Origin of the sequence: Bradyrhizobium sp. NBAIM08, from assembly GCF_020193935.1 — a bacterium.
GTDB lineage: Bacteria > Pseudomonadota > Alphaproteobacteria > Rhizobiales > Xanthobacteraceae > Bradyrhizobium > Bradyrhizobium yuanmingense.
The window spans coordinates 1-394 of record NZ_JADYVR010001129.1 but is presented as its reverse complement, the minus strand read 5'-3'; the positions used below and the strand labels follow the sequence as shown (position 1 = coordinate 394).

Here is a 394-nt window from a genome sequence, read left to right as displayed (position 1 = left end):
TCCGCGGCCGGTGCGATCGAGCAGCACCAGCAACAACAGCGGCACCGTGAACCACATCGTCTGGGATCGAAGGCCAATGCTGAGCGCGGCCAGGAACGCGCCGATCACGATCATGCGGCCCGACGCCGCCATCGCGGCCGGCGACAGCCGGCGATCGTCATCGGCGCCGGGCGTCTGCCGCCACCACGCCAGCAGCAGGCAGGCCTGCGCGGCCATGGCCAGCGCCAGGCCGGGCAAGTCGCTCATCGGCCGGACCGCGAGGTACCAGAACAACGGGCACGAAATGGTGATGGCGGTCGCCGAGACGGCGCTGATGTCCAGCGCGCGCCACGGAGACTCTTCGGCGGGGATCCGGCGCGGCGAGAGGCTGGCGAAGACGCCGTACAAGCAGCCC

The 394-nt window shown here is 71.1% G+C and carries 1 protein-coding gene; it reads right to left on the bottom strand.

What is annotated here, in order from left to right; all coding sequences use genetic code 11:
• Positions 1 to 246: hypothetical protein (locus I6F37_RS43800; RefSeq protein ID WP_225154954.1), on the bottom strand; the 246-nt coding region annotated here is incomplete at its 3' end.
• Between the last annotated feature and the right edge of the window lie 148 nt (positions 247 to 394).